Here is an 18,342-nt window from a genome sequence, read left to right as displayed (position 1 = left end):
CCATGCGTTGGTCCTGCAAAACTTCTCAAAAGGGAAGCCTTGGAGTGTCGCATGTCTACCTTGCTGAACTGTCGCATCTGTAAGTTGCCACTACAGCATTCTAGTCGCATAAATTGAATATATGGAACATACTAATAGCGACTTTTAGCCACGTCTCAAAAGTCCGCATAGCTGACCTTGACTGTTAAAAAAAGCCATCAGTTTAGTAGCGTTCCATATGCCTACTTATGCGACAATTGCATTAATGTTCAGCATCATACAATTGCTTGATCTTACGGGTTAGATTTGACAACGCGAATCCACGATTAGCCCTAGAATCTAGAACTCCAAAACCTTCCGAAAAGCTAATGCTGTCTTGCCCATCTGCGATGAATTCATATTGCCCGCCCTCATGGTCAAATTCTGGATTATAGGCCGCTACACGCCATTTCCCGAGAACTACACCGTCGCGGGTAATAACATCGCCACTGGAAAGATTGAGCGCGTATCCGCTTTCCATCCACTCATCGTGGCCTACAAAATTTATAGGATAAATAAACTGCATAGGGATCTTAATAAACTAAAAATGACCTATCGCAAATTCTCTTTGCTCGCTGTGCCGCCAGTCCTACTACTGTTGCAGAAAGGATGGTTTATGTGGGGATCCATATTGCATCTTTATAAATTTTAGAAATTGATCTGAAAATCCGGGAACAAATTCGTTTGGACTGAAACCTGAAGAAATCTGCATTTTTCTCTTATAATTATTGACCATAATTTCGAAGTTGCCGCGCTGCCAAAGCCGCTCTTCATCGACAGGCCATTCATCTTTCAAATAATCAGCAATGGTCCGAGCGTTACCCGTCCAATTATGACGGTAAAGTTTGTAGTCATCCATTTCGCTCGTATTCTTCATTTCCAAATCTGCAATCCAACTGAGCACATAGCGCAGTCTGATCTTGGCTTTTTCGAAATCCTTTGTCCTCAGACTTTGGTGGTAAACATCAGTTTTCAACACGAATCTGGCCGAATAAGTCAGTCTGACTTGTGCATAGTAGGTCGCGTCTCTTCGTATAAGGTAGTTCATAAGCTCTGCTCTCTATCGAGCGAACCTACTGGTTACATCGCTGGGTACAGATAATGACTCGCTACCGAGACATTAAATGGACCGTTGATTTCATTGAGTTATTTCGCAAATTTCCCGCGATAATTTTGGTAGCGGGAATTTGGAATTTTGGTAGCGGGAGACCGTTTCATGCAAATACATCATCAAAAACTATCCCGTTCTTCTTAACTGCGTATAGCAAATGAGGATGTATCTGAGACACTAAGAGAGACACCTTTTCAATGTACGCCTAAACCCCGTTTAAAATATTTGGCTGAAAGAAAAATAGTAAATAATTTCAGTTACATCCTGTTAGGTTCACCTAGAATGTGCTTCGCTCTTTGAAGGGCAGTTGTATCGCCCCCTCCAACAAAAATGGAGGTTCAAATGTCGCCAGCGACACATAATGACAACGCCGCGCAAGCAAGCTTATTTGCCGTCAAGCCATCTGAGAGACAATTAAAGCCATTTCCTGTTTCAGAGTGGCTTGCGATGAGCGCTTTGCAAAAAGCCATAAGGCGGAATGAGCCTGAAATTGCATTAAGGGCGGCAGTTACACTGCTTGAACTAAAGCCGGACCGGCTATGGCGACGATTAGCTGGCACATGTTTCGAAGATATTGGGCATGGAGATTTCTAAACGATCAAAGCGATCATAGGAACATTCAGTGTATCAAGCCGTCGTCGTATATATGGCAGCGACGCTGAAGCCGCAATCGCATTTGTGTTATCTATGTGTAATGCACGGAAGTCGCGTGCGGCTGACGATCTTCTAATCGCAGTAAATAGCCATCCAGATTTGGAACTGGCACGGTTCACGATAGGTACGGAGGTAACGGAGCAACGATTGGAAAGAATTGCTACTTATGGGTCGCTTCTGGGGCGTGCCATTGCCATCACGACTATCATGCATCAAAACCGGTACGGCTTGAATGGGCGGAAGACTGCATATGCTAGTCCAATGAAGTTATTTAGTGCACTGGCGGCGTCCGGCGTCGATTGCGAGGTGATTGATGTTTGCCGCAATGGGCACAGCCGTACCGGAGAAGTTTTACCTATTCTTGTTGCGCTGCTTAGCCAGTACGAAGTGCAGTCTTACGAAAGTATAGATTATCGCAATGATCAAGACATCGAGCTCACGAACGTCCTGACGGCTTCAGGTTTGCCATTATGGTCATATGACCAGTTCAGCCGCGAAGGCTTGTCTGTACTGGACCGTTTTATGAAATCAGGCGCGAACACCGCAGCAATGCTGGCGGATACCGGTTCGTTTCATCGACGTCGCAAAGTGTTAGGAGGTTTGCTTTTTCGGGTTGAAAGCCAATTGGTTCTTAAGCGCCAAAATCTTTCTATCTGGATATGGTTGAGCAAACAGTGGTAGATGTGCTCCAAGCCGAACTGTTGCGTCCAGAGGTGACTACTGCATTTTTAGAAGCCTTTCATGCAGAGCAAAAAAGTATTGCGCAGAAAGCCGTTGGCCATAAACGTGATTTAACTGCTAAAATGCAACGTAAAATGGCAAACCAGACCCGATTGATTGATGGTGTTGCCGATGGTTCTCTGGACATGAAGCTGTTCGGAGCAAAGGTAGCGACGTTAGCGGAAGAAATTGAACAGATTTCTCTTGAACTCGAGCAATTGGAAATCGTTGAAGCGCCAATAGAACTCCACCCCTCGCTGCTGATCAAGTACCAAAAGCAGCTGACTGATTTGCACACGGTTTTGCAAGACCAGATTAATGCAGGTGATTTGACGGGTGTTGAGGCGATAAGAGAGCTTATTGAGCAGGTTACTGTATATGAGGGGCGAGAGGGCGCGGGAAGTGTTGAGGTTCATCTGCAGGGTAAGTTAAACGCGTTAATTGGTCATGATGGTTTCATAGCATCTGATGATGTATATGGTGGTAGCGGGAGAGGGACTTGAACCCCCGACACGCGGATTATGATTATTGTGCTCGGCTAGTTTCATATCTTTTCACTCAATTTCATAAAATAGCCTTTACCACTGCAAATCATGGGTTTATGTCTATCATATGGTTTCATGTGATGCCATACAGTTGCGCACATTATGTGACCATGATGTGACCATGAATAGAGTTTGTGACCATAGGGGCTTTAAAAATGCCGCGATTGAAGTTGACCGACGCATTTGTTCGAAACGCTAAGCCTATAGATGGTAAAGTCACCGAATACGCAGACGAGCGCGAAAATGGTCTTGCGTTACGTATATCGCCAGCAGGTGCTAAATCATGGACGTTTCGTTATCGAACCAAAGCAGGCCAACAAAAACGGATGTCGCTTGGTAGAACTAATGATGTCTCGTTATCTGATGCGCGAAGCAGGGTGGTTAAAGAGCGAGCGTTTGTATCTGCTGGCGGTGATCCGGTAGCAATAGCCGCCAAGGCTAAAGACGCGGCTATTGAGGAATTTAAGCGCGAGACAGTTCAGCAAGTTGGGGAATGGTATTTTCAAGAATGTAAGGTCGGTAGACATCGACAAAATGCAAAGCCTAAGCGTGTTTCAACGCTTCGCACTGAATTGCTATATTTTAATAAACATATTCTCACTAAGCTCGGCTCTAGAAAGCTAGCAGACGTTAGTCGCTCCATGGTTCAGGCTTTTGTAAATGATCTCGCTGACAATACTTCAAAAAGTGCGGCGAGACATTGCAAGGTAATTCTACATGGCATTTATTCTTTTGCAGAGAGGCAGGAGCTTGTAGACAAGAACCCGTGCCAGCATGTCACTGTAGCCAGCCATGAGCCGCGAGAGCGAGTTCTGAGCGACGATGAATTACGCACGATTTGGCAAACAATGACGCCTCCAATTGAGGTTGAGGGTTTGACCGTTTCTGCTGGTGTGGCTTACGCCATTCAGTTAGCTATGGTCACATTGCAGCGTCGCTCTGAGGTTACTGGTATGAAGCTGTCAGAGATAGATCGCGACCAACGCATTTGGGTTTTACCTTCTGCCCGTACAAAGAACAAACGAGATCATGTCGTGCCGTTGTCTGTTCTTGCAATTGAGCTGATTGATAAAGCTTTGAATGTTCGAAGTGTCGATAGTGACTTTGTTTTCCCTTCTCCTCGTGATGCAAATAAGCCCATCGATGGACAGGCGCTCACGCATGCTTTTGTGCGGATGCGGAACGTTTTGGAATTAGGAGATATCAGGCCGCATGATCTCAGGCGCACTGGTGCAACAAACCTCACGAGCGAGCGGCTAGGCTTCCCACGCTTTACCGTATCTAAGGTGTTGAACCATACCAGCGATACTGGAAATAGCGCTGCGGTGACGAGTGTCTATGATCGCAATGGTTATCTGAGTGAAAAACGGCGTGCGCTTGATTCTTGGGCAATCCGAATTAATGAAATCATATCTGATAGAGAGAATTCAAACAATTTGGTCAGATTGACCATATAAACAAAGTTGCGTTTCATTTCCCTATGCGATCAAGCATGTCTCAGAAGTCGTTTTTAGTTCTAGTTTAATATGCAGGCTATCGAGCGTGGTGAGCCAGTTCTCGTGATATAAATTTTTTAGCCCTGTCTTTGGATTCCTGAACTAAGCTATTTGCAAACTCTTTTCTGTCGTTTGATCTGTTGCCTACACTAGACGCTAATGCAACTCCGAGCCGAAGGCTTTCAAATTCGACCGTTTTTATAGCCACTTGCGTATTCAGTCTTTTTTTATTGCTTCGAACTTTTTTTAACTGATTCGACATTTTCCACTCCTTCGATTTCTTCATATTTATCTACTATTTGTTCAATAAAGCAATCTATATCTATGGCACTTAGTTCCAAAATCGCTGCTATAGTTTCTGAGTAGTGCATTAAAATTTCTGCTGTATCCTCCTCCGAGAACCGCCCTAATTTATCACTGGATGCGACAAGGATGCCGAGCGGATTAAGCTTATCATCGCTGGTGAGGGTCAAGGGGATGCTTGCAAAAGATACATAAGCATTAACGTCATAAGGTGCCAGTTTAGAACCTCTTGCACGACATAATTGAGCTACACCTTCGTCATTTGCATTACCTGTCAAAATGGGCCTTCTGTCGATAAATGCCTTGCCAACGTGACCTTCCCCCTGTCGCCATACTCTACCAAGGCCATTCGAAGGGTGAGTTGCGGACTTTTCCCTCCAAACTGGGACTAACAGATCATTCTTCGCGTGATGTAAATACAGTGAAACGCTCCATTTTTCTGAAATCTCAAATCCGAATAGCGAATCTCCGCTCAGATAAATTGGGGCGCAAATTTCAGATATCATTTCTTCAAAATCAGGTTTTTGAACTTTTCCTTTTTTTGCAGTTATCTCCTTAATGTATGCGACACTCATTCTCCGTAATACAAAGGAAGTCACGTTGTTGGTGTACATATCAGTGTACAAAGTACTCAGATCGTCAATTTCCATATTGTTTTTGGCGATAGTTTTTTCGTCTTTCAGCTTTTTATTCAATAGGTCTAATATATCGTCATAGTGTGGGTGTCCGCGCCACCATGATAGGCCATAGACAAGTAAGAGCATAAGCCAGCACCCTAACGATATCATTGGCGATTTAGCCCATAGAAATGGAGATGCCCAACCAAGTATACCAATTATGACTGGAAAGACAAAGTGATGGAGAAATGCTACGGTTTTCGTATTGGTTGCATGGCTTTTCGAAACCTTCTCAAATGCTATTTCAAATTCTGAATTTGCCATAAATATGTATCTCTAGATTTTACGTAAACATTATCAATGTTGTAAGTGAATAATTGACTAAGATGCGCTTTGAATACGGGAAGCTTTACCCCGGCCAGCGACTATCATTTTTCATGTCGGTTGCGCATTTGTACAGCGGTGCATACCTACCTGTAGTGGTTCCTCTACAAGCCCATTGTCTGTTCATGGGTTGATAGTCCCAATCCCAATCATAATCTTGAACGTAGCTAGGAGAATAACCCGCTCCACCTTGCGAAGCCGCTATAACCGCAGCCACCGCTAGGATGGTGCCGCCTATAGCGGCGGCGGTGCGCCCCTTCGAAAGGTCTTCTTTTGTATGCTTTTTTGAATCGTAAACTTCGCCTGAGTGCGTGCAGGCTGATAATGACATTATAGCCAGTATGATAATTATTTTTTTCATAAGCCCCCCAACTTATCCGATGGTGGATTTGCTGCTAGGTGAGGCTCAGAGTCAAGTGCACTGTGGGCGCGTCCAAATATGCTAAGTGGGAAGACGAAAAACCGCCGCAACCCAATCAGGATCACGGCGGCTGTACGAGCTAAGGAGTAGCTGGATATAGATTTTGCAGGTCAGACCATCTAAGCAGCCTTAGCAAATGGGCGGCGTGACCAAGGATCAAGTTTATTGTTGGCAGATGGTATACTGCGTTGCTCCTCTGTCGCGAGAAACCTTAGTGCAGCATAATGACAACGATCAGCGGCTCGACTGTCAGAGTCTCTTAGGAAGCTGCCTTCATCGTCGTTGCCTTCCACCAATGCATTAAATATTTGGCGCACAATCATTAGTGCTGTCGCACCCTCCAATGTTGTTGGCTCCATGAATGATAGCTGCTGACGTAAGCTCAAGATTTGATCGTAACAGTGATCTTTCTCAGATTCAGTGCGCCAGTCTTTTATCTTCGATGTGCTGAGAGTTTCATCCAGCTCGTCATACATGCGCTCTAATTCTCCCATTTGGTTGAAGAGCGTTACTATAGGATCGCTTGATTTAGACATATCATTTCCTTTCTATTGTTGTTGTGGATTGCGCAGTTAGCCAACTGTAATTTTGACTTCTGTTTGTTTGCGCAGATGCACAGGGCGCATAAGGCGATAGATTTCTTTGTCACGAGGATCAGAAGGCTCAGTGTCCAGCGAACCTATTTGCTTCATTCTGTTCATGCTATTGTCGATCTTGTTAGAAAGAGCGTCATTCGGCTTAGGTGCGTCTGAAAAGAATTTTGTAAAATGAACCTCTGGCCTATATCCATTCTCCATCGACAAGTTGTAACTGGCCTCCACGGGATAGCCGCCTATCGCATGCAGCGCTTTTGTCAGCTCAGTTAAATGGTGATGTACTAGCGCGGCGTGATCTACAGGCTCAGCGACTGCTTTGCTTGCTACTGCTCCGGCTGCTGTAGCTGTCAGGGCAGCAAGCGCTTTCCTACGTGTCATAAGGTGCATTTTATTCTCCTCGTATTGTGCCAGCTGCTTATGCAGCCAGTGTTGAAAGTTTATTTTGAAGGGCGCTGCGACGTGCAGCTGCGTTTTGACGCAAAGGCAAATATTCAAGATTAGCAATCTCTGATTTTACTGCTGCAATTTGGCGTTGCTGCTCTGTAAGCGCTGCAACTTTCGCTCTGCGCCATGCACAGCCAAGCGCGTATTGAAACACATAACGATATCCATACTGCGCCCAGCCTGCAGTCTGCATCATATGCTTTGCGCTGCGATGCGCGTCTTTCATAATTTCCGAGCGATTGAACAACTGAATTCTCCTTGCTTGGCTTTAAAACATAACCATGTTATAGTTTTATAATTATGTAACGTCAATACAAAAAGATAACAGTGTTATGATTTCTGCGAAGCAATGTAAAATGGCAAGGGCCGCCCTCGATCTTGGTGTTCGTGACTTGGCCGAGCTTGCGAAGGTTGCTCAGGCGACAGTTTCAAAGCTTGAACGTGGTGAAGAATTAAAAGAGAGGACAGTGGATGCTATTCAAGCAGCATTAGAGAATGCAGGAGTTCAGTTTATTTCTGAAAATGGCGGTGGTGCTGGTGTGCGGCTCGCGAAAAGGAGCGATGATGTTCAGAAGCAGAATGAGTAATTTAAATAGCTTACGATTATGTTTGTTAGCAGCCGTGAATATTGTTGGCTTTCATGTAGTGCCTGCTGTCGCATCAACTACCATTGAGCGAAAAGGATACTGTTCTTACGCTAATAGCGACGCGAAAACGGTTTTCGATGGACTCTGTGAAATTAACTGGGGAATTGCGGGGGTCGCCCCCTGCAATGGTGCCGCACAAGGGGATATCGCTGAGCGATACTTAGTGAGTTTCACTGCAAAGAGTTCCTTCACTCTGAGTATCACATGCAATGGTTCAGTTTATTTGGATGCTGAACGTGTGTGGCCAGAGTTCACTATGCGGGATGGTGATGTTCATTATATCATTCATACTGAAAGCGGTGAAATTTACCAATTTGAGCGTATCTCTGACGATGAGGCCTATTTGCAGTCTGACACGCCTAATCTAGCGCTGCATCGTTTGTGGTCTGAACGCGTGCTAATTTGTAAAGGCAATAGCTGGAATGTTGATACGGCTCAGGCCTGCGGAGAGCGAGACGCTTATCTTCGATCTCTTCATGTATTGGGGGCTTGTAAGAACGATAGCCCAGATAGCGGTTGCGATCTAAAATCAGAAGCCACTGAATGATGCTAATTGCGATCACAGCCTTGGGGATTGTGTCTGCCACTGTTGCGCTGTGGAAGCCTACCACAGCAAGTATGGCGTTTGCAGCGATTATCAATGCAGTTTGCGCAATAGGTTATTGGTTTGGCGTATGATTGCGCAATAAATCACCATAAAAATTCATTTCAGCGCAATTATCATTCGCTCATGCTAGTATTAGTGCACAAAGTGCCTATAATGAGCATAACTGCTCAAGGAGTTAATCGCCATGTCAGCCCAAATTAAAGCTTTTCCAGTTAGCCGCCATGTGGATTTAGTGGATCATGTCGCTTTGGGTTATGTCGAGCGGATTGATAGACGCGATCAAGGCTTACCTTTCCTGCAGAGGCAGTTCTCAGACATTGCCAAGCGGCAACTTGGTTGTGGCATCACTCTTGAAACCGTCACTAATGATTTGCTTGATTTGCTGCAGACCATAGCCAATGAAATACAGCGCCTGTTTGATATTGATATATCAGGGGTGGCGGTAGACGTTCCTTTGCTTGGCGCTTCACTTGTCTATCAGCGTGAAACTCAATCTGCAGGTTAGTCCGCTGATCTATTTCTATCTTGCTAGTAAATGGCTTATGTCGATTGCCTGACTCTCAGACGCTCTGTGAGCCGTTTTTCATGCATCAGGTAGGTGTATTCATTTTACCCCACAAACCGATTCTATGAGTCAGATTTACGGAATGTGCGCATCTTCACGTGTGGGTGGCGGTGCCGTCTCGCGTGTGGGCGCGTATTGCTCCGAGAATGCTGTTTGTTTTAGTTTCATTTTCACTTAAGGCATAGTTTTGTAAGCGTTTTTTGAGCCGTGTAGTTTCTATAGCAGCCCTTGAAGTAGCCTTGAGATAAGGTGTCTCTTGCCAGCATCATAACCCTTTGCGAAACCTTAGCGTTCTACCGTTTCTGCTCAGGCAAATTATCCTCATGGCAATATGAGGTTTTATCAGGTTCTTTAGCTCCTTGTGACTCCCGAAAAATCTTCTCATGTGCGGTAATCTTGCTGAGGGTGAACTTGCACTGTTAATTACCTGTATTATCAGATCGGCTCCTATGAATTCCTTTATTGGCCTGCGCTGTTTTTATGCTGTTATTACAGCGTCAGCCGCTAAACGGATGGTCTGTCCTCTAGAAACGTCTACTTTAGAAGAGTTTAGCCGCTAAGTGACTTAAATTTAACAAATTAATACAAAATTCAAATAAAGACTGTCAGTCGATAGGCGGGTCTATTGTTTGCGCCGTGCGTCAGATATGCATTTTCTACCTTCTGCCGTTTTGGGGCCTGTTGATAGGCCACCATGTTGGGCGCAACGCTGTTTGCCCGCTATAGGCCGCTTTCTGCATTTGCTGCCGTCAGGTCTACGTGCATTACAATGACGAGGCGACTTAGGTTCGCTTTTGTCATAAAACCAGCCAAGCCCAACAGCTTCCAAATCTTCACGGCTAATGCGACCATTTGGGCTTTGAACGGGGCTTTCTCCGAGCGGTTCCAAGTTCATTGCGCGTGCCATGCGTTGCACTGCTTTAGAGTAAAGACCGCCGCAATCTTCACGGCTTCGCTGCCCTTCCCAAAAGCGCACGGTTTGCACATGGCACTCAGCTTTGATTGCTAATTGTTGCTGTGTTAGTCCCGCTCTAGCGCGGTGTGCTTCTAAATCTATCCCAGATAGAAACCAGATAGTTCGCATGTTGATACCCCTAAAACAGGCCTCCTTTGCCTTGTGATGCGGCTGTCGAAACTCTATCGCTGAAGCCATCGTTACGCATATCGTTGTAACTTCTGCCACCGCTGTTATTACGGCCCTTCGCAACATTGCTTGCTTGATTGATTGTTGGTGCGTTTGGAAATTGATTGACCGCAACGCCTCGCGCTGGTGTCATTTGAGAGCCGAGTAAGCCCTTGCCTTGTGCAATGCGTGCACCTAACAATGAGCCGATTAGCCCGCCCGCTGGACCAAGTAGAGACCCCGCCATGCCGCCCGCAACGGAACCAGCAACACCCCGAACCGTATTGCCAAGGTTTGTTTGTGCTGGTGATATTGGGTTGCTAAAGCCTTGCTTTGGCTGCGCTTCGATTGTGTCAGTGACCGGACCGTCAATGCGGCCCTTTTGCTGGCTCTTATAGCCACCAGATGCGTCGAGGATGTCTGTGCGGTTATATTCAGGCGAATAGCGATACACATCGCCGTTGGCTTGTCTGTTAAGCTCATAGCCGCCATTTGCCACGCCAGACATTGCTTGGCCGTTCCACACATCGTTACCGCGAGGCGGTGGTGGTGCGGCTGGCGCTTGATTGGTTGGTGCCATAGGTGCCGTATCGAATGGGCTTGCCATTGGCTGCGCTTGCGGCGTGTAAGCTGTAAGCGGTGTTGCGTTTAATGGCGGTTCAGGCTGCAAAACAGGCTGCGACATTGCCAAATCTTCTTGATAGACTTGGAACTCTTCAGGTGTCATGCTTTCAGGATTAGCCGCGACTTTTGGCGTTACTGATGCCGTTGTCTGTGGATCGGGTGCCAATATGCCCGCTTGTGTTGCTGGCTCCGCTACAGGTGCATTAAATCGTGCATCAAAGTTATTTGCTTGCGGGATTTGTGGCACTGTACCGCGTTGATATTGTGCATATTGATCCGCCAACATGCCTGCGCTTGGCTGTGCCTGTTCTGGTAGCTGGCTAAGTTCATTCGCTGCAACCTTGGCCTGCTGTTGCGCCATATAACCGGCTGTTGATTGCGTTGCTTTGGCTGGCTGGTATTGATTGTATTGTGAGGCCAGTAAGCCTGTTGACGGCGCAACTGGCGATGGTCTTTCTAGCAATCCTACATCCGATTGCGTTAGTCTTCCGGCATGAGCAGGTGTAGCAAGTAGCCCATTAAAGGGGTTTTCAGTATTTTGGGTGGTTTCATCGAATGCGACAGGTCGAGTAGCTGGCTCCGGCAGTGATGCAAGTTCGGGCTGAGTGGCGTAATTATTTGTCGGGGCGCTATCCCAAACATCCTGTACATAAGACCAGCTCTTTGTTGGCTGATCGTAAGACTTGGGAGCTGTTGGAAGCGAAGCCCATTCAGGGCCAACCTTTTTAACAAATGTTTTTATGTCACCATCTACGAGTGGCTTTAGACCATTACGTCCATCTATGAGTGCAATGGCCGCAATATCTTGATTGCGAGGGGACATGTCTTTTAAATCGAGTGCTTTAGCTACGTTTTGCCATGTCTTACTTAAAAACTGGTACGCTCCTGCAGCTGATGTTTTCTGAGGTTTTCCTGTATTGGTGCGGAAACTGTAAAGCTGGCGTGGGTGTCCGCTAGTGGGATCGAATTTCCTTCCTCCAAATGCAACCGCATAGGGGTCGTTATATCGTGCTGTTCCCTCTGTTGCTCGAATGACTGCAAGACCACGTTGCACATTCGGATTAGATAGGAGCTTATCATAATATTCTTTTGAGCGCATAATCGGTGTCTCTGATCTATTGTAGAATTGGTGTGAGTTCGGCAGGCACGTATTGGAATGGGGCTGTAGGTACGTCTGTATTTTTAGTGACGATTTGCAGCCCTTTTTCCATAAGTGCGAAGGCTGCGTTGCTGATCCAGTCAAGTTGTTGGTTGACCGTTTCTAACTGCTCAAGCGTGCTTGCTAGGTGGCGGTTTTGCCTTGCGACGAGTTCAGCAGAAACCAGTGACTTTGCGACAACCAACAGTATAAGCCCATCTTCAAAGCTGGATGTTTCAAGCTCGATAAATTTGAGCGCATATTCTTCAAAATAACTGAATGGCAACTCTAAGCAGTCTGCATTTGCGCAGGCTGCCTCTGTGAAAAATTCACGGCTTAATCTGTCTGTTTCAGTTATCATTATGGCGATCCCCACCGTTTGCGGCGACTATGCCGTTCGACAAAAGAAATGTGTAAAGACGCTTTGCTGCTGGCTGGCTTAAAGCGTTCATTTCAAGAGCGTTCGCTAAATCAATTGCTACTTGCGGATCGTAGATTGCGTCCTGCAAGGTTTGACGGGCTTGGTTCGCTGTCATGGTTCGGAATGCACGGCCCGCAATATCTGCAAATGCGTAGCGGGCAGAGGTTCGGCCGCTTTTAACCGCAAAGACACGCGACGACATTTGATTGAGGCCAGTCCCTAAACTGTTCTCAAGCGCGGCCATTGGGTTTGTGTCCATGGCACGGCCTGCAGGTGGGCGAACGAGTTTATTTTTCTCTATTGCACGAGCAAGGCGTGTGGCTGCTGTGTACTTGTCTTTGCCAAGTGCTGCTTGAACAGAAAAGCCGTTTCGCTTGATGAACGCAGAAGGATCAGTTTGCGAAAGTGCTGTTTCCCAAACGTGCCTCGCTATTGCGTCTTTGCTCTCGGTTGTCTTTACCGAACTGAGCAGCTTGCGCATGCGTGCAGGGTTTTTAATCGCCGCATCAATCACGGATTCTGGTGTCGTGCTGCCTGTTGGATTGTCTAACTTTGAAAGCTCACGCGATAAATAGCTTTCCTCGATTTTCCGACGACGACTTGTAAGAATTGCACGGCGCTTAGCAATGCTATCTACGGCATCCTGTAAGCCTTTCACTCGTCCAGCAATATCAGGAAATTCTTGCAGCACGCCAGCGTTACGACGTGTCCACATAGCTAGCCTGTTCGGATCAATCTGGCCGTCTAAAACCGCACTAGAGAAAAGATCATCAATAGCAGCCGCTTCCATCGTGGAATTGGCATTAGGGGCGTTCTTGAATGTTTCGCGAAACTGCTTCGCCGCCGTCTGTGACCAGCCATTGAAAAACTCTTTTGCTACTTCTTCGTCCGGTATGCGGTATGCGCCTGCCAGATCTTTTTTGCGGACTTTACCAATAGCGCCTTGTTCAAAAGGTTGCACTACTTGATCGCGATAGCGCTGCCGGAACGTTTGCATATTATCAGCAATTCGACTGTCGCCAGCTTTCCGAACAATTTGATCTGAAACGCTATCAAGTGCGCTTTTCAAGGTCTCAAGATATTCAACTTTGCGTCGTCCATCTGGTCGTGCAGTGTAAGTACGAATATCATCAGTTATGCGTGACCGTAACGCCATCAAATCAGTAACAGATACACTATCTCCCATTGCCTGAATGTCGCTAAGAATACCTCTCGGTAAAGCGCTGTTGTCTGCAAGGCCTGAGCGTGGTTTTACTGCTTGAATCAACTGCTGTTTAACCGGCTGTGAGAAGTCGTACTTTTGCGCTATGGAATTTAGGCCCATTGATTGCGCATCTTGGCTTAACTGGCCCTTTGTGTAATCGCGCTCATATTCGATCTGGTCTCTAATAGATGCGCCGATTGTTGACCTTTGGGCGCGTGGGGCAATATCTTCGGCTTGCGCTCTTGCCGCATCATCAAGCTGTGAAACCTTCGCATCAATCATTGATCGGGTACGTTCAGGACGTTTGCGCGCTTGTGCAAAAACATCATCGATCAAGAGGCTGGATTGTGGTGCTTGACTTGTTGCTGCATCATCAACCGCGATTTGATTTTGTCTATATCGTTGGTTAGCTGCGTCCAAATCAGGACCGCTCAAACCGCCTTCAAATTCGCGCTGTGTTGCAATGAATGCAGGGCTTTCTGTCGCTTCTGCAATTGACGGTCGATAGTTTGGGATAGTTTGCTGTAGTTGCGCAGATTCCCGAACTGCTGCTTCGCCTTCTGGCGTAAGGTTTTGCCGGATGCCGTCTGATATTTGGCGACGCTGTGCTTTTTCAAGTTCTTTTGGAGAAACACGTTTAGCTACTGCGCTGACACCTTTGCGGGCTAGATTGATAGGGCTTACCGCGATTGCGGCAGGTGCTGCGATACCGCCAATAGTTGAGGCAACAAGCTCAGCTGTGGCGCTGTTGGGCGCTGAATCCCTTGCTACCTGTGCGCCAATTCCAGCGCCAACTGTTGAAACAAGCTCGCCTGTTGCTGCTGTAGCAGGTGCTGCTGCTACGCCTGCGGCCATGCGGTTTGCACTTTGGCCAAGCAGACCTGTGGCATTTGCAGTGGCGGCTGCAATCTTTGGTGCTGCTGCAATCATACCGCCTGCTGGTAGTGTATTAGCCCCAACAAATTCGCCAACTGTTCCAGCGACGCGGCCTACTGCTGTTTGTGCTTCTGGCACCTGCATGATTGTTTCATCGAGGCTTGGAGCGATTGCTTGTAGTGGTCGTTTAAAGCGATAATCCGCACCAATGGCAGACATGCCAGCATTGGCTATGGCTGTAGGGGCATTAATTAGTGAATAGACACCACGATTAAAGTTTTCGCCAAACTGTTGGGCTGCATCTGCACCTGTGCTTAGTGTCTGAGGTTTGAATGCTCGGATGACATCAATTGTTGTGCCTTCCTGTGCGATGTAAGCATCAATGTCCACTTCTGGTGCATTCATGCCCACCATTTTAGAAACGTTACGTTTGATCCGCGCTAAGTCTTGTGCCTGTGCCATGTGATTACTCCAAACCGTATTTCTGTTTGAGGTTGCCGCTAGGCGCTGGCTGATCTTGCGCTGCACCGGATTGTGGAACATTCATGCGTTGACGTGCTGCTTGTACGCCGCGCAATGTTGCGCCGTCCTGCTGGCGTGTTTGGATTGGCGAATTCGGATCATTAACCGATGCTGTTAATTCTGCTTCGATCCTTGTGAGTTCTGCATCAAGCGAGCGCAACGATTGCTTGAGCGTTTCAGGAGACGTAAATGCACCGCTTGGCATAAGTTCTTCAATGCGTTTTTGCTCTGCAACTGGAAACCTTGGATTTAGTGATAGCGAGCGGATCAAGTCACGTTGGAATAATTTAATTTCCTGCTGACCTTTGACTTAATCGGGGAAAGTCGCAGCTTCACCAATAGCGCCTGGAATTTGTCCGATAGTGTTTGATGATAAGTTGCCAAGTGTTGATCCAACGCCCGTTGCATCGTCGGCAATATCATACAGGCCAGATCGTTGCTCAGTGTCTGCTTGCATTGCTTGTGGTGTGGGTTGCTCAGCCCCGCGATCCGGTTGTTGTAATGGCATTAGCTCACCGCTTGCCATATCAATAATTACACGTTCACCTGTTTGCGGGTTGATCGAAGCAGAATATCGGCCTGTTGCGAGGCCAAGAGCTTTTTCATCATCAATGCCCTGCATCTGGTAAGCGCGTAGCTTCTGGCTGATAGCGCCGGATTTTGGGAAGCCATACGGGTCTAGATCGCCGCCACCACGTTTGTTTTGGAGGTGTACTTTATAGGCATCGCTTGTTGATAAAGCGCCCGATTCAACCGCCGCTGCTATTTCAGGATCGGCAGTTTGAAGAAACTGTAGGGTTTTGTTCTTGGTGGCTTCTGCCTCACGCTTCTCTTTAATGCTTTTTGCTGCATTGCCGAAGCCTTGAGCGCCAAGGGAAAATTGCTCTGCACCTGTACGCCCACTGAGCATCCCTAAGCCCATTTGCAAGAAAGCATCAGAATTATTAGCCAAGCGCTGCATCAATGGCGGCCTGCCTTGTGCGTTCTGCTGTGGTGCAGGTGCAAAGGGTGTTGGTTGCATTGGATTAGGTTGCTGCATCTGCTGTTGAGGCTGGATAGGACGTGGCATTGGAATAGGATATTTCATCGGGTAACCTTTCTAGGTTCCAGCCCATAGCGGGCAGTTATTTCTGCAAGAATGTTTTCATCGACACTGCGAACAGGAGAAGCTGCGCCTTTGGATTTTAGGAATGGTTCTGGCTGTGCACGCCAAGGCTGACGGCCTGTATGTGGCGAAACACTCTGGCGAACTGGACAGATTGATTTTTGTAACCGCACAAGCTCAGGAATGGCAGATTGCCCACGAGCAGGCCATTTGGTGCAGACGCCTGCTAGCTTTGTGACAAAGTGAAGGCACTGACGATCACTTTTGATGCTGTGAACATCAACCCCTTTGCGTTCAAGCCATGCTTCCAAGCGGCCTAACCCTTCTGGCATCTGCCATGAATTAGGAATTGAAGTTTGATTGTTTAAATTACGCATGAGCATCACCTCGCGTTATTGCCGCGAGAACGGCAGCTTGATTTTTAACTATGAATTGATCGGGTAAAGCGCCTGAAACGACACCTGACAAAACACCTGATCGAGCATCTGTTAGAATTTCACCGATAGGGCGGCTTTGTGCTTTGTGCCTTAACCAAAAGGCCATGAGGTTTAAGCTTGGTGCTGTAGGTTCAGGAGAGGGCGCTAAAGGTGAACGTGATTTTCCATCTTCATAAGCCTTACGATTTTGACCGTAAGTCTCTGTTAGATTTCCAGCTTGGCACGAATTGACGGTATCTTTTTCAAGTGTCCTGTTTCCAGTTTCACGTGTCAGTTTCCGTATAGTATCCGTTTCTGTATCAGTATCCGTATATCGAATGGTATCGGTATGGTATTGCAATGGGATAAACATTAAGCACGCTCCCTTGCTAGATAATCAGACGATGTGAGACGGTTTGGCTTTGAATTCGCCCTAATGACCGCTAAGCCGTGCTTGCCTGCAACTTCCTTGGCAAACTTTGCAGCGTCGGCTTTTTCTTTGCGATCAATGAGTGCTTGTTCCACCGCTTCAAGCTGCTCATTGGCAGCGTTGAATACCGTTTCGCTTTCGATGCGTTCAAGTGAATAACGAATGCCTGTGATGTGCTTTTCTGTCGTTGGCACGTTGAATTCATACCAGTTCGGAACAAACACTTCGTCCGTTTCATCATCAAAAATCAGTAAGCCGGAAGCGATCAGAGCAGAACGAGCTTTGATAAAGTCATTTTCGCTCAACCCTGTATCTGTCGCAGCATAACCTGCGGGCAAATGATAGCAGCCCGCTGCGTTTCCGTGGTTTGATGTGATCAGATAAAAATAGGCAAGCCGAGCCGTATTGTCTGGCAAAGCTTGAAATTTGCGCGACTGCCAAATTCGCGGTGAGACCATAGAGAATTTGCGCATTATGCAGCCCTCCGTGAGAACTCGCCATAATGCTCAATCTCAGCTGCTATCCGTGCATCACAAGCATCATCAAATTCTGCAAATGTGCCAATAGTTCTGCACTTGCCGTCGATGTTGATAAAGGCTGTCCACCTATCATCGCCGTTATTTTTACATACACCGACAAAGCCAGATTTATTGCGAGCGCATGGTGTACGATTGCGGGCGTTTTCAGCAGGGGTGGCTAAGCGCAGATTGTTCCACGCATCATTGCCCTTGTCTCTATCGCGATGATCCACGTAGTAACCTACTGGTGGCATTTCGCCTGTCATATAGAGCCATGCTAAGCGACTGCGTTTATACAGGCGGCCATCTACTTCAATAGAAATATAACCTCTACATGAGGTGCCTGCAGGTTTTCCTTTGCAACGGAAACGGCCTCGATCAACCCGCCAAGTCATTTCGCCAGTTGTTTTGTTATAAAGCAAGAGTTCGCGAATATAAGCTTGTGTAAGCTTAGGTTGAACGTGCCTTGATTTGCGATTGCTCGCAGCTGCCGAATAGGTTGATTTTGCAACTTGCTTTTTAAAGGCTCGCGACTTATCATTTATAAGTCGAAGCTTCCTATCATTTGCTTTTGATTTAGCCCTGCCAACACCCGCCAGTGTTGTTGCAGGGTTTGATTTATTAAGCTGCATGGGAGTAGCCCTCCATGCGTTCCGCAATCCATTTTTTGATTGCCTCTGCTGGATAGGCTTTGCGGCCTTTTGAAATTTCCACGGGGTTTGGGAAATCGCCGCTACGGCGCATCCGCCAACGTGTAACGCGAGTGGGTAAGCCCATCGCATCAAGATCACGGTCAGAATAAAAAATACGTTCGTTCAACATTTGACACCTTCACTT

General features: G+C 46.9%; 25 protein-coding genes. 7 read left to right on the top strand and 18 right to left on the bottom strand.

Going from position 1 to position 18,342, the window contains the following annotated elements:
• Positions 1 to 241: 241 nt before the first annotated feature.
• Both N530_RS0113205 and N530_RS0113200 read right to left on the bottom strand, forming a co-directional pair.
• Entirely contained in the window at positions 242 to 544 is a 303-nt protein-coding gene (locus N530_RS0113205) for a hypothetical protein (protein ID WP_026481069.1), read from the bottom strand.
• Positions 545 to 610: 66 nt separating this feature from the next.
• The gene (locus N530_RS0113200; protein ID WP_026481068.1) at positions 611 to 997 is read right to left on the bottom strand and encodes a hypothetical protein; all 387 of its coding nucleotides are present in this window, start codon (positions 995 to 997) and stop codon (positions 611 to 613) included.
• 474 nt (positions 998 to 1,471) lie between these two features.
• On the opposite strand from N530_RS0113200, the gene N530_RS0113195 reads away from it, so the two are divergent.
• The 4 genes from N530_RS0113195 to N530_RS0113180 all read left to right on the top strand — a co-directional run bounded on the left by N530_RS0113195 (position 1,472) and on the right by N530_RS0113180 (position 4,505).
• Positions 1,472 to 1,723, top strand: a complete 252-nt coding sequence (locus N530_RS0113195) for a hypothetical protein (protein ID WP_026481067.1) — start codon at positions 1,472 to 1,474, stop codon at positions 1,721 to 1,723.
• Positions 1,724 to 1,930: 207 nt separating this feature from the next.
• Complete coding sequence (locus N530_RS0113190; protein ID WP_155852003.1) at positions 1,931 to 2,464, top strand: hypothetical protein; 534 nt, start codon at positions 1,931 to 1,933, stop codon at positions 2,462 to 2,464.
• Complete coding sequence (locus N530_RS0113185) at positions 2,443 to 3,006, top strand: hypothetical protein (protein WP_155852002.1); 564 nt, start codon at positions 2,443 to 2,445, stop codon at positions 3,004 to 3,006. Before N530_RS0113190 ends, N530_RS0113185 begins: the two co-directional genes overlap by 22 nt.
• A 197-nt stretch (positions 3,007 to 3,203) precedes the next feature.
• Positions 3,204 to 4,505: a site-specific integrase gene (locus tag N530_RS0113180; RefSeq protein WP_026481064.1), complete on the top strand. Its 1,302-nt coding sequence runs from the start codon at positions 3,204 to 3,206 to the stop codon at positions 4,503 to 4,505.
• A 266-nt stretch (positions 4,506 to 4,771) separates the two neighbouring features.
• On the opposite strand, the gene N530_RS0113175 is transcribed toward N530_RS0113180, so the two are convergent.
• The 5 genes from N530_RS0113175 to N530_RS0113155 all read right to left on the bottom strand — a co-directional run bounded on the left by N530_RS0113175 (position 4,772) and on the right by N530_RS0113155 (position 7,556).
• Positions 4,772 to 5,788: a GAF domain-containing protein gene (locus tag N530_RS0113175; RefSeq protein WP_026481063.1), complete on the bottom strand. Its 1,017-nt coding sequence runs from the start codon at positions 5,786 to 5,788 to the stop codon at positions 4,772 to 4,774.
• A gap of 85 nt (positions 5,789 to 5,873) precedes the next feature.
• Positions 5,874 to 6,209, bottom strand: coding sequence for a hypothetical protein (locus N530_RS0113170; protein ID WP_026481062.1), 336 nt, complete (start codon positions 6,207 to 6,209; stop codon positions 5,874 to 5,876).
• A gap of 179 nt (positions 6,210 to 6,388) precedes the next feature.
• A complete protein-coding gene (locus tag N530_RS0113165; protein ID WP_155852001.1) occupies positions 6,389 to 6,805 on the bottom strand; it encodes a hypothetical protein in 417 nt (138 codons plus the stop codon).
• 36 nt (positions 6,806 to 6,841) lie between these two features.
• Complete coding sequence (locus N530_RS0113160; RefSeq protein ID WP_026481060.1) at positions 6,842 to 7,252, bottom strand: hypothetical protein; 411 nt, start codon at positions 7,250 to 7,252, stop codon at positions 6,842 to 6,844.
• Positions 7,253 to 7,280: 28 nt separating this feature from the next.
• On the bottom strand, positions 7,281 to 7,556 hold the full coding sequence (locus N530_RS0113155) for a hypothetical protein (protein ID WP_155852000.1): 276 nt from the start codon (positions 7,554 to 7,556) through the stop codon (positions 7,281 to 7,283).
• 109 nt (positions 7,557 to 7,665) lie between these two features.
• Here N530_RS0113155 and N530_RS0113150 point away from each other — a divergent pair, with 109 nt between their 5' ends.
• The 3 genes from N530_RS0113150 to N530_RS0113135 all read left to right on the top strand — a co-directional run bounded on the left by N530_RS0113150 (position 7,666) and on the right by N530_RS0113135 (position 9,068).
• On the top strand, positions 7,666 to 7,896 hold the full coding sequence (locus tag N530_RS0113150; protein ID WP_026481058.1) for a hypothetical protein: 231 nt from the start codon (positions 7,666 to 7,668) through the stop codon (positions 7,894 to 7,896).
• Between the two features lie 316 nt (positions 7,897 to 8,212).
• Positions 8,213 to 8,503: a hypothetical protein gene (locus N530_RS19085; RefSeq protein ID WP_155851999.1), complete on the top strand. Its 291-nt coding sequence runs from the start codon at positions 8,213 to 8,215 to the stop codon at positions 8,501 to 8,503.
• Between the two features lie 244 nt (positions 8,504 to 8,747).
• Positions 8,748 to 9,068, top strand: coding sequence for a hypothetical protein (locus tag N530_RS0113135; protein WP_026481056.1), 321 nt, complete (start codon positions 8,748 to 8,750; stop codon positions 9,066 to 9,068).
• A 682-nt stretch (positions 9,069 to 9,750) separates the two neighbouring features.
• Here the strand turns inward: N530_RS0113135 and N530_RS18160 are convergent.
• Genes N530_RS18160 through N530_RS19150 form a run of 11 tightly spaced genes read right to left on the bottom strand, consistent with a single transcriptional unit; the run spans position 9,751 to position 18,327 of the window.
• Entirely contained in the window at positions 9,751 to 10,212 is a 462-nt protein-coding gene (locus N530_RS18160) for an HGGxSTG domain-containing protein (protein ID WP_035267136.1), read from the bottom strand.
• 10 nt (positions 10,213 to 10,222) lie between these two features.
• A complete protein-coding gene (locus N530_RS18715; RefSeq protein WP_155851998.1) occupies positions 10,223 to 11,974 on the bottom strand; it encodes a glycoside hydrolase family 104 protein in 1,752 nt (583 codons plus the stop codon).
• 16 nt (positions 11,975 to 11,990) lie between these two features.
• Positions 11,991 to 12,374 (bottom strand): hypothetical protein, encoded by a 384-nt coding sequence (locus N530_RS0113120; protein ID WP_026481055.1) that lies wholly within the window; start codon positions 12,372 to 12,374, stop codon positions 11,991 to 11,993.
• On the bottom strand, positions 12,364 to 14,976 hold the full coding sequence (locus N530_RS0113115) for a hypothetical protein (protein WP_026481054.1): 2,613 nt from the start codon (positions 14,974 to 14,976) through the stop codon (positions 12,364 to 12,366). The genes N530_RS0113120 and N530_RS0113115 overlap by 11 nt, the downstream gene beginning before the upstream one ends.
• A gap of 4 nt (positions 14,977 to 14,980) precedes the next feature.
• Positions 14,981 to 15,307, bottom strand: coding sequence for a hypothetical protein (locus N530_RS0113110; protein ID WP_026481053.1), 327 nt, complete (start codon positions 15,305 to 15,307; stop codon positions 14,981 to 14,983).
• Between the two features lie 39 nt (positions 15,308 to 15,346).
• The gene (locus N530_RS0113105) at positions 15,347 to 16,123 is read right to left on the bottom strand and encodes a hypothetical protein (protein ID WP_026481052.1); all 777 of its coding nucleotides are present in this window, start codon (positions 16,121 to 16,123) and stop codon (positions 15,347 to 15,349) included.
• Positions 16,120 to 16,518 carry a hypothetical protein gene (locus N530_RS0113100; protein WP_026481051.1) on the bottom strand — a complete coding sequence of 133 codons (399 nt, stop codon included), beginning with the start codon at positions 16,516 to 16,518 and terminating at the stop codon, positions 16,120 to 16,122. Before N530_RS0113100 ends, N530_RS0113105 begins: the two co-directional genes overlap by 4 nt.
• Entirely contained in the window at positions 16,511 to 16,930 is a 420-nt protein-coding gene (locus N530_RS0113095) for a hypothetical protein (protein WP_026481050.1), read from the bottom strand. Before N530_RS0113095 ends, N530_RS0113100 begins: the two co-directional genes overlap by 8 nt.
• On the bottom strand, positions 16,930 to 17,460 hold the full coding sequence (locus tag N530_RS0113090) for a hypothetical protein (protein ID WP_026481049.1): 531 nt from the start codon (positions 17,458 to 17,460) through the stop codon (positions 16,930 to 16,932). Before N530_RS0113090 ends, N530_RS0113095 begins: the two co-directional genes overlap by 1 nt.
• Complete coding sequence (locus N530_RS18150; protein ID WP_051540951.1) at positions 17,460 to 18,137, bottom strand: HNH endonuclease signature motif containing protein; 678 nt, start codon at positions 18,135 to 18,137, stop codon at positions 17,460 to 17,462. Before N530_RS18150 ends, N530_RS0113090 begins: the two co-directional genes overlap by 1 nt.
• Complete coding sequence (locus tag N530_RS19150; protein ID WP_026481048.1) at positions 18,127 to 18,327, bottom strand: AlpA family transcriptional regulator; 201 nt, start codon at positions 18,325 to 18,327, stop codon at positions 18,127 to 18,129. Before N530_RS19150 ends, N530_RS18150 begins: the two co-directional genes overlap by 11 nt.
• Between the last annotated feature and the right edge of the window lie 15 nt (positions 18,328 to 18,342).

Source organism: Ahrensia sp. 13_GOM-1096m, from assembly GCF_000620605.1.
GTDB classification, from domain to species: domain Bacteria; phylum Pseudomonadota; class Alphaproteobacteria; order Rhizobiales; family Rhizobiaceae; genus Ahrensia; species Ahrensia kielensis.
Note: the sequence above shows the minus strand (reverse complement) of the source record. Positions and strands in the feature narration are given on the sequence as shown.

Excerpts from the sequence above, each read along its gene's own strand:
- N530_RS0113205 (WP_026481069.1), bottom strand. The coding sequence starts at position 544 with ATGCAGTTTATTTATCCTATAAATTTTGTAGGCCACGATGAGTGGATG.
- N530_RS0113195 (WP_026481067.1), top strand. The coding sequence starts at position 1,472 with ATGTCGCCAGCGACACATAATGACAACGCCGCGCAAGCAAGCTTATTT.
- N530_RS0113185 (WP_155852002.1), top strand. The coding sequence starts at position 2,443 with ATGGTTGAGCAAACAGTGGTAGATGTGCTCCAAGCCGAACTGTTGCGT.
- N530_RS0113180 (WP_026481064.1), top strand. The coding sequence starts at position 3,204 with ATGCCGCGATTGAAGTTGACCGACGCATTTGTTCGAAACGCTAAGCCT.
- N530_RS0113175 (WP_026481063.1), bottom strand. The coding sequence starts at position 5,788 with ATGGCAAATTCAGAATTTGAAATAGCATTTGAGAAGGTTTCGAAAAGC.
- N530_RS0113170 (WP_026481062.1), bottom strand. The coding sequence starts at position 6,209 with ATGAAAAAAATAATTATCATACTGGCTATAATGTCATTATCAGCCTGC.
- N530_RS0113165 (WP_155852001.1), bottom strand. The coding sequence starts at position 6,805 with ATGTCTAAATCAAGCGATCCTATAGTAACGCTCTTCAACCAAATGGGA.
- N530_RS0113160 (WP_026481060.1), bottom strand. The coding sequence starts at position 7,252 with ATGCACCTTATGACACGTAGGAAAGCGCTTGCTGCCCTGACAGCTACA.
- N530_RS0113150 (WP_026481058.1), top strand. The coding sequence starts at position 7,666 with ATGGCAAGGGCCGCCCTCGATCTTGGTGTTCGTGACTTGGCCGAGCTT.
- N530_RS19085 (WP_155851999.1), top strand. The coding sequence starts at position 8,213 with ATGCGGGATGGTGATGTTCATTATATCATTCATACTGAAAGCGGTGAA.
- N530_RS0113135 (WP_026481056.1), top strand. The coding sequence starts at position 8,748 with ATGTCAGCCCAAATTAAAGCTTTTCCAGTTAGCCGCCATGTGGATTTA.
- N530_RS18160 (WP_035267136.1), bottom strand. The coding sequence starts at position 10,212 with ATGCGAACTATCTGGTTTCTATCTGGGATAGATTTAGAAGCACACCGC.
- N530_RS18715 (WP_155851998.1), bottom strand. The coding sequence starts at position 11,974 with ATGCGCTCAAAAGAATATTATGATAAGCTCCTATCTAATCCGAATGTG.
- N530_RS0113120 (WP_026481055.1), bottom strand. The coding sequence starts at position 12,374 with ATGATAACTGAAACAGACAGATTAAGCCGTGAATTTTTCACAGAGGCA.
- N530_RS0113115 (WP_026481054.1), bottom strand. The coding sequence starts at position 14,976 with ATGGCACAGGCACAAGACTTAGCGCGGATCAAACGTAACGTTTCTAAA.
- N530_RS0113105 (WP_026481052.1), bottom strand. The coding sequence starts at position 16,123 with ATGAAATATCCTATTCCAATGCCACGTCCTATCCAGCCTCAACAGCAG.
- N530_RS0113100 (WP_026481051.1), bottom strand. The coding sequence starts at position 16,518 with ATGCGTAATTTAAACAATCAAACTTCAATTCCTAATTCATGGCAGATG.
- N530_RS0113095 (WP_026481050.1), bottom strand. The coding sequence starts at position 16,930 with ATGTTTATCCCATTGCAATACCATACCGATACCATTCGATATACGGAT.
- N530_RS0113090 (WP_026481049.1), bottom strand. The coding sequence starts at position 17,460 with ATGCGCAAATTCTCTATGGTCTCACCGCGAATTTGGCAGTCGCGCAAA.
- N530_RS18150 (WP_051540951.1), bottom strand. The coding sequence starts at position 18,137 with ATGCAGCTTAATAAATCAAACCCTGCAACAACACTGGCGGGTGTTGGC.
- N530_RS19150 (WP_026481048.1), bottom strand. The coding sequence starts at position 18,327 with ATGTTGAACGAACGTATTTTTTATTCTGACCGTGATCTTGATGCGATG.